Origin of the sequence: Megamonas rupellensis DSM 19944, from assembly GCF_000378365.1 — a bacterium.
GTDB classification, from domain to species: domain Bacteria; phylum Bacillota; class Negativicutes; order Selenomonadales; family Selenomonadaceae; genus Megamonas; species Megamonas funiformis.
On sequence record NZ_KB899572.1, the window covers coordinates 1 to 13,383 of the forward strand.

Annotated in this window: 12 protein-coding genes; 2 read left to right on the plus strand and 10 right to left on the minus strand. The window is 32.5% G+C overall.

Annotated elements, in window-relative coordinates; all coding sequences use genetic code 11:
- From F553_RS0103695 to recG, 5 genes are all read right to left on the minus strand, one after another.
- The coding region (locus tag F553_RS0103695; protein WP_018999050.1) for a helix-turn-helix domain-containing protein at nucleotides 1-318 on the minus strand (318 nt) is incomplete at its 3' end.
- A gap of 87 nt (nucleotides 319-405) precedes the next feature.
- On the minus strand, nucleotides 406-1,443 hold the full coding sequence (locus F553_RS0103700) for an aspartate-semialdehyde dehydrogenase (RefSeq protein WP_018999051.1): 1,038 nt from the start codon (nucleotides 1,441-1,443) through the stop codon (nucleotides 406-408).
- 26 nt (nucleotides 1,444-1,469) lie between these two features.
- The gene (gene dapB / locus F553_RS0103705; RefSeq protein WP_008538578.1) at nucleotides 1,470-2,264 is read right to left on the minus strand and encodes a 4-hydroxy-tetrahydrodipicolinate reductase; all 795 of its coding nucleotides are present in this window, start codon (nucleotides 2,262-2,264) and stop codon (nucleotides 1,470-1,472) included.
- 102 nt (nucleotides 2,265-2,366) lie between these two features.
- Nucleotides 2,367-3,053, minus strand: coding sequence for a TVP38/TMEM64 family protein (locus F553_RS0103710; RefSeq protein WP_008538580.1), 687 nt, complete (start codon nucleotides 3,051-3,053; stop codon nucleotides 2,367-2,369).
- Between the two features lie 44 nt (nucleotides 3,054-3,097).
- Entirely contained in the window at nucleotides 3,098-5,179 is a 2,082-nt protein-coding gene (gene recG / locus F553_RS0103715) for an ATP-dependent DNA helicase RecG (RefSeq protein ID WP_018999052.1), read from the minus strand.
- Between the two features lie 202 nt (nucleotides 5,180-5,381).
- Between recG and F553_RS0103720 the strand changes: the two genes are divergently transcribed.
- Together F553_RS0103720 and F553_RS0103725 are read left to right on the plus strand one after the other, a co-directional pair.
- Complete coding sequence (locus tag F553_RS0103720) at nucleotides 5,382-5,861, plus strand: copper amine oxidase N-terminal domain-containing protein (protein WP_008538582.1); 480 nt, start codon at nucleotides 5,382-5,384, stop codon at nucleotides 5,859-5,861.
- Between the two features lie 172 nt (nucleotides 5,862-6,033).
- Nucleotides 6,034-7,188, plus strand: a complete 1,155-nt coding sequence (locus F553_RS0103725; RefSeq protein ID WP_018999053.1) for a hypothetical protein — start codon at nucleotides 6,034-6,036, stop codon at nucleotides 7,186-7,188.
- Between the two features lie 106 nt (nucleotides 7,189-7,294).
- On the opposite strand, the gene F553_RS0103730 is transcribed toward F553_RS0103725, so the two are convergent.
- From F553_RS0103730 to F553_RS0103750, 5 genes are all read right to left on the minus strand, one after another.
- Nucleotides 7,295-8,131 (minus strand): YitT family protein, encoded by an 837-nt coding sequence (locus F553_RS0103730; RefSeq protein WP_018999054.1) that lies wholly within the window; start codon nucleotides 8,129-8,131, stop codon nucleotides 7,295-7,297.
- A gap of 130 nt (nucleotides 8,132-8,261) precedes the next feature.
- On the minus strand, nucleotides 8,262-10,064 hold the full coding sequence (gene aspS, locus F553_RS0103735) for an aspartate--tRNA ligase (protein WP_015562740.1): 1,803 nt from the start codon (nucleotides 10,062-10,064) through the stop codon (nucleotides 8,262-8,264).
- 22 nt (nucleotides 10,065-10,086) lie between these two features.
- The gene (gene hisS / locus F553_RS0103740; protein ID WP_008538586.1) at nucleotides 10,087-11,349 is read right to left on the minus strand and encodes a histidine--tRNA ligase; all 1,263 of its coding nucleotides are present in this window, start codon (nucleotides 11,347-11,349) and stop codon (nucleotides 10,087-10,089) included.
- 24 nt (nucleotides 11,350-11,373) lie between these two features.
- Nucleotides 11,374-12,864, minus strand: a complete 1,491-nt coding sequence (hemZ, locus tag F553_RS0103745) for a coproporphyrinogen dehydrogenase HemZ (protein ID WP_018999055.1) — start codon at nucleotides 12,862-12,864, stop codon at nucleotides 11,374-11,376.
- On the minus strand, nucleotides 12,861-13,325 hold the full coding sequence (locus tag F553_RS0103750; RefSeq protein ID WP_018999056.1) for a Fur family transcriptional regulator: 465 nt from the start codon (nucleotides 13,323-13,325) through the stop codon (nucleotides 12,861-12,863). The genes hemZ and F553_RS0103750 overlap by 4 nt, the downstream gene beginning before the upstream one ends.
- Nucleotides 13,326-13,383: the final 58 nt, after the last annotated feature.

Genomic DNA, 13,383 nt, shown 5'->3' on the forward strand with positions numbered 1-13,383 from the left:
AGAAAATCCATAAGAACAATACAACTTTTCCCATGTAGAAATTGTACCAGTATTAGGAATGGAAAATTTGGCTGCGGTTTGATTTAATGATAAATGATGTAGCCATTTATATTCAATAACTTTTTGCTTAAAGATAGGAGTATATTTACGATTTTTATGAAGAAGTTGTGGAATACCACCATGTTCATAATGAGATATCCATCTGCAAAGAGGAGCTATATCTGGCATGTTTAGAATTTTAGCTACATGAGAAATAGAATTTCCTTTTAAAAGCATTTTAATTGCTTTAACTTTAAATTCATTTGAGTATTTAGTCATAAAAAAACTGCACCTCCAAAAGTTGTTTTGTGTCCAACTTTTGGGGTGCAGTTCATCCATAAACTGCTTTTTATTTATAATTATATATTATTTTTCTAACATATCGTTTTTAATCATGTATTCAGCGATTTGAAGTGCATTTAATGCTGCACCTTTTCTAATCTGGTCACCACAAAGCCATAAGTTTACAGCATTAGCTACAGAATAATCTTTGCGGATACGTCCTACATAAACATCATCTTTACCAGATGTCATAAGAGGCATTGGATATTCCATTTCTGCTGGATTATCTTGAACTGTTACACCATCAAATTTTGCCAAAGCTTCTTTGATAGCATCTAAGCTTACTTCTTTTTCAAGTTCTACGTTAACAGATTCAGCATGGCTACGATATACAGGTACACGAACTGTTGTTGCTGTAATACCGATTTCATCATCTTCTAAGATTTTATGTGTTTCATTGATCATTTTCATTTCTTCTTTAGTGTAAAGATTATCTTGGAACACATCAATCTGTGGAATTAAGTTAAATGCAATCTGATAATGTTTTGGAAGAGAAGCACCTGGTAAAATATTAGCTACTACTTCTTTACCTTCTACAATAGCTTGTACCTGGTCTTCAAGTTCTGCCATAGCTTCTTTACCGCCACCAGAAACAGCCTGATAAGTAGATACTACAATACGTTTAATTCTTGCTAAATCATAAATTGGTTTTAAAGCCATTACCATGATGATAGTGGAACAATTTGGATTTGCAATAATACCTTTATGACGAGCAATAGCCTGTGGGTTTACTTCTGGAACAACGAGTGGAACTTCTGGATCCATGCGGAATGCACTGGAGTTATCAATTACTACTGCACCAGCTTTTACAGCAGATGGAGCAAATGTTTTACTTGCAGCACCGCCAGCAAAAAGAGCAATATCCACATTTTCAAAAGAATCATGAGTTGCTTCTTCTACTGTATATTCTTTGCCCATGAATTGAATTTTTTTACCAGCAGAACGATGAGATGCTAATAATTTTAATTCATTAAAAGGGAAATTTCTTTCTTCAATAAGATTTAAAAATTCTTGACCTACGGCACCTGTTGCCCCTAAAATCGCCACATTATATTTTTTCATTTATATCACCTATCCAATATTAATAATTAGTCCATAATATTATCTAAATTGCAAGTAAGTCCTGCATTAAGACCCATGATTTTTTTACAAGCAAGTACAACACCTGGCATGAAAGAAGTACGGTCAATAGAATCATGACGAATAGTCAAAGTCTGTCCTAAGCCACCAAAAATAACTTCCTGATGAGCTACATAACCTGGAAGACGTACACTATGAATTCTCATACCATCATACTCTGCCCCTCTAGCACCAGCTAATTTTTCTTTTTCATTTTCATGACCTTGTTTATGGCTTTCACGAACTTGTTTAATCATTTCAGCAGTAACAAGAGCTGTTCCTGATGGAGCATCAAGTTTATTATCATGATGAAGTTCAATGATTTCTACATCTGGCATATATTTTGCTGCTTCGCAAGCCATTTTCATCATAAGCACAGCACCGATAGCAAAATTAGCTGCAATAAAGCAAGGTGTATTATTTTCTTTTCCTAAAGCATCTAATTGAGCTTTTTGTTCATCAGTGAGTCCAGTTGTACCAATTACAGGGCGAACATGATTTTTAATAGCGATACTTGCAGTATTAAATACTACAGATGGCTGAGTAAAATCTACCATAACATCTGGATTTGTTTCTTTAATAGTAGCTTCTAAATCAGTGGATACAATAACACCAGTTTTTCCACAACCAGCTTTATCACCAGCGTCCATACCACCAACTATATCTACAGCTCCAACGAGCTTTAATTCACTATCTTTCATTACAGCATCAACTACGGTACTACCCATACGACCGCAAGCACCATTTACAATAACTTTAATCAAAATAATTCATCTCCTAGTAAATTATACGATTTTAACTATGAACAATATTATAATGGGAAAAGACTTTAAAATCAATAGATTTAATCTTAAATATGGACTTTTTTATGCTGTTTTTCTCTCTTTTCTCCTGTTATAGTACCATATTGCACCATAAATAATACATACTAACACTATTACAATCATTAAACGGTCTAAGTTATTTTTATAGTTAACTACATCATGACCTATTACTACTTCAAGTGCAGTAGAGGGAAACTTTCCAATCAAATTTGCCAAAGCATAATCTTTTAAACTAATGCGACTAACAGCACCAAGTGCAGTCAATATTCCAGAAGGAAAATATGGCATAGCACGTAAAATTAACATTATTTTAAATCCATTTTTGCCACTGAATTCATCTGCTTTTTTCAGATATTTAGATTTAGCAATTAATTTTTCTGCTGAAGAACGCAAAATAGTCCTCATCAAAATAAAAGAAATAATAACGCCTGTCGTTTCAGCAAGCCATGATAAAATAATTCCCGGCACTATGCCAAAAAGCAAGCCATTTGCTGTTGATACAAATATTGACGGCAAAAATCCTAAAGCATTTATCAACACATCTAATAAAAAGCTAAATACCATCGCCCATATACCGAATGAAGCGATATAATCCATTGTTTCTTGCATACTACCACTTGTAGCTACACGCCAAAAATCACTATAAAAACTAGGATTTAAAATATAAATAACAACTAATATCGCCACTAACATTAAGACCGTGATTATTTTTATCGTAGACTCTTTCATTAACTTATATCCCTTCTTTATCTCAAAATTTATCTATAAAATATTTACACATCAGAAATCTTTAAAAATCTATGTTTATATTGTAATTCTAATATCTCATTTAACACTTTTTTATCTATGCCATAATCAATAGCTCTTTGAGCTTCTACCCTTGCATTGACTAAGACATTTACATCATTTAATACATCTGCAATTTTTAAATCAGGTAAACCATGTTGCATTGAACCAAAAAATTGCCCTGGTCCACGTAATCGCAAATCTTCTTCAGCTAAAACAAAACCATCAGAGATTTTTTCCATGAGATGCAATCGCTCTAAAGAATTTGCATTCTTACCACGATTAATCAAAATACAATATGAAGCATACTCACCTCTACCAATACGACCACGAAGCTGATGAAGCTGAGCCAATCCGAAGCGTTCAGCGCCTTCAATCACCATAATACTAGCATTTGGCACATTTACACCAACTTCAATTACTGTAGTTGATACTAATACATTTATTTTTCCTGATAAAAATCCCTGTAATAAATCTTCTTTTTCTTTCGGTTTTAATTTACCATGAAGCAAGGCACAATTTAAACCATATAAATAACCTGATGTAAGTTCATCATATATCATTTCTACAGAAACAGCATCACTATTTTCACTTTCTTCAATCAAAGGACAAACTATATAAGCTTGTCTTCCTTTAGCTACTTCATCTTTTACAAATTTATAAATCAAATTTCTTCTATCTGGCATACGCACAAAAGTCCTTATAGGTTTTCTTCCTGGTGGTAATTCCTTGATAAAAGAAACATCTAAATCACCATATACTGTAAGTGTCATCGTTCTAGGAATAGGTGTCGCTGTCATCACCAATACATCTGGTAAAAAATCTTCTCCTTTTCCTTCTAATTTTGCTCTTTGATTTACGCCGAAACGATGTTGCTCATCAGTTACTACCAAGCCTAAATTTTTGAATATGACATTATCTTGTATCAAAGCATGTGTACCAATGACTAAATCTATAGTTCCATCAGCTAAGCCTTCTAATATCTGTCTTTTTTCCTTAACTTTCAAACTACCAGTCAATAAGCCTACATGTATATTCAACGGCTCTAATAATTCTTTTATCTTGCCATAATGTTGCAATGCCAAAATTTCCGTCGGTGCCATCAAAGCGCCTTGGTATCCATTTTCAATAGCTCTTACTAAAGAAAGTATAGCTATTACTGTTTTCCCTGAACCTACATCACCTTGTACTAAGCGTTGCATTTGCACATCTTTTTGCATATCTAAACAGATTTCTTGCCAAACTTTTTCTTGTTCTGCTGTTAAATTAAATGGCAAATTATTTTTTACTGTTTTTACTAATTCACTATTAGATAAAAATTTTATGCCTTTATTTTTTACCTGATGTTGCTTTTTCAACAGTAATAAACCTGCTTGAATTAAAAATAATTCTTCAAAAATTAAACTTTTCTTCGCTTTTTCTAATTCTTGCCTTGTCTGAGGAAAATGTATTTTCTTTATAGCTGTTTGTTTATCCCATAAATCGTATTTTTCACGAATAAAATTTGGTACTACATCTTTTACCAAAATATCTTGAGTACAGACTTGTTCTATTAGATTGCGAAAATCCTTTGGTTTTATATAATCTGGAATTGTATATATGGGCATAAAAGCACAAGGATTAATATTTTCTTCACTATCTATATTATCGTTATTTATAATGTCAAAAGAAATAATCTGACTTATAGCAAGTTGACCATATCCACCATAGGCATAGCCCACTTTGCCATGTACAAATAAACTACTTTTTTGTACCTTTAATTTCTTTTTTAGATAATCTTGATTAAAAAAATTAAGCTGAACAACACCTGTATCATCAGCTAACATAATCGTTAATAATTTTAAACCTCGCCTTGTATTTTTTTCTGCCATAGCCATAATTTTACCTTGAATATTTACCACTTCACCGACTTTTATTCTGCCGATAGAAACAATTTGACTTTGGTCTTCATAACGACGAGGATAATATGTGATTAAATCATATATATTTTCAATGCCTAATTTTTTTAAAGCCTGTGCTTTTTTAGGACCTACACCTTTTAAAAACTGTATATTTTCTCGTATATCCATTTATTACACCTATCTATAAAAATTAATTTTAATTATAACATATCTAAATATAGACTGCTTTAACTTAATTTTAATCTTATTTTAATTTTTTTGTAATTGATTTTAAACTTAATTATGCTCTAATATGTATTTGAGATGCATTAACAATTTATCTCTAATCTAAAATAAATTTTACAATCTACAAAAATCAGAAGGTGATTTAATGAAATTAATTTCTCGCTTATTACTTCTATCTTTTTTTGCTTTAGCCGTATTTACCTATATTCTACCTGTAGAAGCCACTTCTACTAATCAAGAAAGTACACCAACCCAACAAGATGAAATAATCGTCAATGGTACTAAAATCAATTCTTACCCTATTATAATTAATGATTGTACATTAGTGCCAGCTCGTGATGTCTGCAAAAATTTAGGTTTCACCATATCTTGGGACAGCGACGAACAAACAGCTACTATTAACAGTAAAAATATGAAATCTACTGTAAAAATTGGTCAAGATTTATATACTGCTCAAAGCACTATTGCCCTTGGCATGACTGCACCTATCTCCCTTGGTTCTGGGCCATTGCTCATCAATGACAAATTATACATTCCAGCAGAACTTTTCCGCATTTTACAAGGAAATAATCCAGAAAGCTTGATTTACAATAATCATCAAATCCTTTTAAATACTATTGAATAAATTAAAAATCATTAAGATATATATTTTATATTCTTAATGCTTTTTTTATCTATTTTTTGCAAATTATTTACCTAGATTTAGCCAAAGCTAAATTAAAATTATACATTCACTATATATACTAAAATCAACTTAAAAATATTGCTCAACCGTTAGCAGATTGGAATGTTGATATATGCAAAATTTGTCTCGTCGTAATTTCTTTAAATTAGGTGCTGGTGTTTTAGCTGGAGCTGCACTTTTCGATTTAACAGGCTTAAATCATAAAGCTTTCGCTCAAAAAATAACACCTTCTAATTTTAAAATAAATCCAATTAAATTATCTGATTTACCACCAGCTACAAAAGCACCACTTAACTCACAGCTTGTCAATAATGCTTATGATTACATAATCTCTAGTGTGGAAAAAATAACAGATAATAAACTTCGTCAACAAACATTAAATTTAATCAAAGATACACGTCCTAAATTTATGCAATTATACACATCTTCTACAGATGTAACTAATATTTACAATGAACTTGCTAATAAAGGCTTGATTGATACTTCCATCATCAGCCCAGAACAATTATTTCCACCACTAAAAACTAATAAAAATCCACAAGATTTCATTTCTGCTCCAGGCAGTGGCTATGCTAGCCATCATTCTTATCCTGGAGGACTTCCAACTCATACAGCAGCCAATTTATCTATTTCTGAAGGCGTAGTCAATACTTATAAATTAATCTTTGGTTATGCTGTAAATACTGATATTGTACTTTCTGCTCAAGCTTTACATGATTTAGCTAAACCATGGGTATTCCAGTGGAATGAAGATGGAACTTGTCTTCCTGAATATTCCATTGCAGGTACAGGAGCACATCATATTTTAGGGCTTGTTGAAGCTATTTATCGCAATTTACCTGCTGAAGAAATTGTCGCTCAAGCTTGTGCTCATAATCACCCTGGCAGTGATAAAGACGAAGAAAGTGTAGTTAACTGGATTAAAGCAGCAAGTATTATTGCTCAAAAAAACCCTGTAAAATATGGTTTACTTGATAAATCTGGAGATAAATTACCTACACCACAACATCAAGAAGGTTATATTGTCCACTTAGGCGACCATGACTGGGTATTAAGTGGTATTGTTGCTAAAAACACAGTAATTTACCTCAAAGAAATTGCTAAAACTGATTACAATTTCTCCGATAAAGATTTAAATGGTAAATTATTCAATGATTTTAGAAATTATATTGGTGCACAAGTTTCCTTCATGTATTTGCATAATCTCATGGCTCAAAATGGTCTTGAAGATGTACGCAATCTTGTTCATCAAATAGTTTTAAAATAAAATATTAAAATCTTACCTATCCCAATGACTCCTCTTATTGTCATTTATATAAAAGCCATAACTCTTTAACCCTTAGAGTTATGGCTATTTTCTTTATCTAAAATTATCAGTGATGTGAAAAGCCTTCTCCAGTTACTTCTCTTGCATCAGAAATAATAAAGAAAGCATTTTTATCTATATCCAAAGTTAACTCTTTTATTCTACTCACCTGTCGCATAGTAATCACTACATAAATGACTTTACGATTATTCTTAGTATATGCACCCTGTCCATAGAGAAAAGTAACTCCTCTATCTAATTCAATCATAATCGCGTCTGCTATCGCTTCCGGTTTTTCTGTAATTATCATGATGGATTTTCGCATATTAAAACCATCAATCATCTTATTGGTGAGTACACCACCTAAATACATACAAATAAAAGTGTATACTGCAATATTATAATCAAATAACCATACACTAGATAAAATAATCAAACAGTCTAAAACAAATACCATCGTTCCGACATTATATGAATATAATTTTTTAATCAGTGCTGCTATTACATCTACACCGCCTGTATTACAATTACTGCGAAAAATCAGACCAAATCCAATACCTGAGATAACGCCTCCTACAATAGCACATAACATAGGCTCTGATAATGGTGGATAAGCGTTTAAAAAAGCTGTTAAATCCAAAGCAACAGAAAATAAAATTGTGCCTAAAATTGTATCAAAAAAATACAATCTGCCAAAATAACGATAAGCAATATATAAAATAGGAATATTTAACAAAAAGTTCATTATCCCAATCGGCAAATTAAATAAATAATACAAGATAAAGGCAATCCCTGCTAACCCACCAGATAAAAAATTCATCGGTATTAAAAATAAATTATAAGCAGCGGCAGCCAGTAAACACCCAATAATAATTATTACATAACGCATAGCATGATTTAACATTAAAAACCCTCCTATCATTTCATAATAAAAATACTATATAAAGAAAAAAGAACAGACCAAAATTGTCTGTTCTTTAATCATAAATAATTCGCTAATCGCTAAAATTATTCATTCTTTTTAATTTATCTAATTAGTTTTCAGCTTTTTTCTTAGGAGCTACAGCAGTACGAATAGAAAGTTCACGTAACTGTTTTGCATCAACTTCAGAAGGAGCTTGTGTCATCAAGCAACCAGCACTTTGAGTTTTAGGGAATGGAATAACATCACGAATAGAATTACGTTTAGCCATGAGCATAACCATACGGTCAAGACCAAATGCAAGTCCGCCATGTGGAGGAGTACCATATTTGAAGGCATCAAGCATAAAGCCGAATTTTTCATGAGCTTGTTCTGGAGTTAAGCCGATTGCTTCAAATACTTTTTCTTGAGTATCGCTATTGTAAATACGAAGGCTACCGCCACCGATTTCTACGCCATTTAATACCATATCATATGCTTTTGCTTTTACGCGACCTGGGTCAGTTGTGAGATATTGTACATCTTCATCACGTGGTGCAGTGAATGGATGATGCATAGCTTTCCAACGTTTGTTTTCTTCATCATATTCAAACATAGGGAAGTCAACAACCCAAAGGAATTTATATTCATTTTCGTTAATAAGACCACGACGACGGCCCATTTCAAGACGTAATTCGCCAAGAGCTTGAGCTACTACAAGTGGTTTATCTGCAACTACGAGTAATAAGTCGCCTGTCTGAGCATTAGTTGCTTCTTTAATTTTCTGGAATGTTTCTTCACTGTAGAATTTTTTGAATGGAGATTTGATTTCTGTTTCAGTGTACTGAATCCATGCTAAACCTTTTGCACCATATCTTTGAGCATATTCTACAAGACCATCAAGTTCACGGCGAGGAATATTTGCATAGCCATCAACTTTGATAACTTTAACCTGTCCGCCATTATCAAGTACAGATTTAAATACTTTAAAGTCAGAGCCTTTAACGTATTCGGAAATATCCATGAGTTCCATACCAAAACGGATATCTGGTTTATCAGAACCATATCTTTCCATAGCTTCGTCCCAAGTCATACGTAAGAATGGAGTCTGTACTTTTTCGCCGATAGTTTTTTCAAATAAGCCGGATACTAAACCTTCCATTAAGTTTAAGATATAATCTTGGTCAACGAAGGACATTTCAATATCGAGCTGAGTGAATTCAGGCTGACGGTCAGCACGTAAGTCTTCATCACGGAAGCAACGTACGATTTGGAAATATTTTTCATAGCCAGCTACCATTAATAACTGTTTGAAAATCTGTGGAGATTGTGGTAATGCATAGAATTTACCAGGATTTACACGGCTAGGAACTAAATAGTCACGTGCACCTTCTGGAGTACTCTTTGTAAGCATTGGTGTTTCAATTTCTAAGAAACCATGTTCATCAAAGTAATCACGCATTAATTTTGTAACGCGATGACGAAGCATGATATTTTTTTGCATTTCAGGACGGCGAAGGTCTAAATAACGATATTTTAAACGAACGTTTTCATCAACATCAATACCATCTTGAATATAGAATGGAGGAGTTAATGCTTTATTTAAAATACGTAATTCTTCAGCATAAATTTCAATTTCGCCAGTTTCCATATTTGGATTTATTGTTTCTTTATCACGTAAAGAAACTTTACCACGTACAGCTACTACGAATTCAGAACGAAGGGATTCTGCTTTTGGAAATTGGTCTGCACCAATTTTATCTTCAGCAAAAACGAGCTGAACAAGGCCACTTCTATCACGTAAATCAATAAAAATAAGTCCACCATGGTCACGACGGTGAGATACCCAACCGCATAATACTACTTCTTGACCTTCGTTTGTGGCACGAAGTTCACCACAATGGTGAGTTCTTTTCATACCTTCCATTGTTTCCATTTTACTAATTCCACCTCAATAATTATTTTGTTAATGTAGTGAGTTTATTAAGCAATTCATCTATAGAGATTGTTTCTTGTGTACTTTCATTCATATTTTTAAGTACAACAGAATTTGCTTGCAATTCATCTTCACCTAAGATAATAGTGAATTTTGCATTAGCTTTATTTGCTTGTTTCATTTGAGCTTTCATACTACGTCCTGCAAAGTCCATAGCAGCTTTAAATCCACCTCTACGCAAATTAGCTAAAATTTCAAAGGCTTTTGCCTGTACAGTATCACCTAAAGCTACAATAAATACATCTGTATCATAATTAGTTTCAGGTAATAAATTCTGCATTTCAAGAGCGAGCAATACTCTTTCAAGACCTGTAGCAAAACCTACAGCAGGTGTAGATTTACCGCCACATTCTTCAATAAGACCATCATAGCGTCCACCACCTAAAACGGCAGATTGAGCACCAAGTGGTACATATTTTAATTCAAATGCAGTCTTAGTATAATAATCAAGACCACGTACAAGACCTGGATCTAATTCAAATTCTATACCAGCAGCTGTTAAGAATTCTTGTACTTTATGGAAATGATCATTACATTCATCGCAAAGACAATCAGTAATAGCAGGAGCGTCTTGCGCCAATTCTTTACATTTTTCATTTTTGCAATCTAAAAGACGCATTGGATTTCTATCATAACGAGATTTACAATCATCACACATCTCATCAATTACAGGTTTGAAAAATTCTTGTAATCTTTGACGATATACAGGTCTACATTTTGGACAACCTACAGAGTTTAATAATAATTTTATATCTTTAAGCCCTAAATCTTTTAGGAACTGTACAGCTAAAGAAATGATTTCAGCATCAACTGCTGGATTTGCTTCACCTAAAGCTTCTACACCAAACTGATGGAATTCACGATAACGACCAGCTTGTGGGCGGTCATATCTAAACATTGAACCGATGTAGAATAATTTGCATAAATTTGTATCTGCATATAATTTATTTTCTAAGTAAGAGCGTACTGCTGCTGCTGTATTTTCAGGACGAAGAGTAATGCTTCTATTACCTCTATCTGTGAAAGTATACATTTCTTTTTCTACAACATCAGTAGTTTCACCAATACCACGTTGGAATAATTCAGTATGCTCAAAAATAGGTGTTCTGATTTCACGGTAACCATATTGACCGCATAATTTTCTAATTAAATTTTCAAGATATAACCAATTTCCTACTTTATCTGGAAGTATGTCTTTCGTTCCACGAGGAGCTTTTGTCAACATATAAAATATCACCTCTACATATTTTTAATCGCCATAAGCTTCTTTTAAAAGCATTGCTCGGCGTTCAATATATTTATCTATACTATTTAAATAAGTATATAAATCTTTTGCATTAAATGATGTTTGTAATCTCTTACCTGGATAAGTAATCTTACTAGTTGCTGCACCGCCAACACCTAAAATAGTCTGGCGTTCACCCATTATTTGAATATTATAAATGCCTTCTTGACCCTTTTTGCTATAACCTACATTTTCTAATTGACCACTCATATATCCTTGACGATAAATATAATATGGAATTAAACCATATTCATCAATAGCATTTGTCATTATCTTAGCCATAGCTTGAACCGTTTCATCATCAGGCAAAACAATATTATCTCTTATAAGCTTTAATTCTGAACCTTTCTTTAGTGCCAAAGCATGCAAAGTTATATCATCTGGAGCTAAATCAATTACTTTATTAATCGTATCTTGAGCATCTTTTATATCTTCACCAGGAAGCCCAATGATTAAATCAGCATTCACATGTTTTATACCAGCTTGACGCACTTGTTTAAATGCACGCAAAATATCTGCTGAAGTATGTTTTCTACCAATTAAAGATAATGTTCTATCTTGCATTGTCTGTGGATTTACACTAACTCTATCTGCACCATATTTTACTATGGATTTTGCTTTTTCAAGACTTAAAGAATCAGGTCTGCCTGCTTCCACAGTGAACTCTTCAACATAATCGCCTTTAAATGATTTAGCCACTAAAGATAATAAATCATCAAAATCATTTTCATTTAAACTTGTAGGAGTGCCTCCACCTACATAAATACTTTGTACTTTAAAATCATATTGTTCTATTAAAGCTTTAATTTTAGTAATTTCATAATTTAAAGTCTGCAAATATTTGCGAGTCATCTCGCTACTTGGCAATATACTTGAAGGAAAAGAGCAATATAAACAACGTGATGGACAAAATGGAATTCCTACATAAACACTGATGAGTTTTGGGTCATTTGCTTTTGCCAAAAAAGGTAATTGTAAATAAGCAATATCTGTGATTAGATTAGCTTTATCTATTTGTACCTCATAATCACCTTGTAAACGTCCTATCACACCTTGACGGTCTAATCCTTGTTCCATTAAACGGTGTACGATTTTTGTTGGTCTAACTCCATGAAGTATTCCCCAAGGAGCTTTTTTAGCTTGTAAATCTTCGCAAAAGATATGATATAAATTTAATTTAATTAAACGATTAGTCCCTGCTTTTACACTTTCATCATCATGTAAAAAGCTTTGTCTTGTATAAGTCCATAATTTTTCATCTTTACGCAAAGTCAAGACTGTTTTTACACCATTTAAAGCCACATCATCATATATATTCTCTATTTTCAATTCATCGTAATCGAAAATAGTATCATCTGCATCATTTATTTCTACTTTAAATAATACTAAAATCTCTTTTACTATCTTTACAATAATTTCTTTTGTACTATTTAAATAAAATGTTTTTATTTTCACGATTTCATTTCACGCTTTTTCTGACAATCTTCACAATAACCAAAGAATTTTAACTGATGGTCTACAATTTTGAATTTGCATGTATCTTCTATTTTTTCTTCGAGATTACCTAAAAGGTCATCTGTGAATTCTAAGACTTTGCCACATTCTACACAAATTAAATGATGATGTTGATGTTCATTAGGACTTGCATCATTTAATTCATAACGACGGCAACCATCGCCAAAATCGAGATAGTTTAAAATATTTAAGTCGCTCAATAATTCTAAACTACGATATACTGTAGCTAAACCAATTTCGCATTTTTGTTCTTTTAAAATAAAATGCACATCTTCAGCGCTTAAGTGCTGGCTAGGTCTATCTAAAAAAATTTGCAATACTATTTTTCTTTGAGGAGTTAATTTATATTGAGGACCCGCTAACTTTTGCTTTAAATCCTCCATAGTTATTTTTACAGGCACTAAAAACCCTCCTTTAATCTCTGTTAGTTTCAAATATATATATTTTAGCAAAAATATA